At 51.6% G+C, this 759-nt stretch carries 1 protein-coding gene; it reads right to left on the reverse strand.

Annotation, left to right across the window (positions count from 1 at the left end; translation table 11 throughout):
* Positions 1-759, reverse strand: a 759-nt coding sequence (locus APY94_RS12780; RefSeq protein WP_245610482.1) for a methyl-accepting chemotaxis protein, incomplete at both ends; no start/stop codon positions are given.

Below are 759 nucleotides of genomic sequence, written 5' to 3' on the forward strand. Positions count from 1 at the left end.
TTTTGAGGTCTTTGGCGGCTCTTTCGAGTTCTTCGGTTGCTGCAGTCTGCTCTTCCACTGCTGAACTGACTTCTTCTGCCGAGGCGGTGGTTTCCTCGGCACTCGCAGCCAGGTTCTCAAGCGACCTCAAAGCATTCTCAACCTCATCCTGCGTCTTGACGATCTGCTCCTTAACCTCACTCATTCTCGAACTAGCATCCTGAAGCAGGTCGGCTATGTTGGTTAGGTACGTTATGGTTTCTCTGAGCGTGTCCGCGCTTTCACTTACCACGGTGACGCCCTTCTGGGTGCTGTCGACGGCGTCGCGGATTTCGCCGGTGATCTGGTCAATAATGTTCTTGATGTTGTCCGCAGCCTGCTTACTCTCCTCCGCAAGCTTCCTAATCTCCTGGGCAACCACAGCGAAACCCCTTCCAGCCTCGCCGGCTCTGGCCGCTTCAATGGCCGCGTTTAAGGCGAGTAAGTTCGTCTGCTCGGCAATGTTGGTGATCACGTTCGTAATCTCCTCAATACTCCTACTCATCTCAGAGACTTTTCTGACTGTGCTTTCGATGTTGCTCATCATTTCTTGGATGCTTTCGATTTGTTTGGCTGAGATTTCGCCTTTTTGTCTGCCTTCGTTGGCTATTGTGACGACTTCGTTTACTGCCGCCTCGAATTCGTCCATTGCTCTGACGCTTTCTGCGCTTGTTTCTGAGACGAAGCGCATTCCTTCGGTTATTTCGTTAATGTGCTCTTGTTGCCTCTGTGCTTCAATGC

It is taken from the genome of Thermococcus celericrescens (assembly GCF_001484195.1).
In the GTDB taxonomy this organism is placed as follows: Archaea; Methanobacteriota_B; Thermococci; order Thermococcales; family Thermococcaceae; genus Thermococcus; species Thermococcus celericrescens.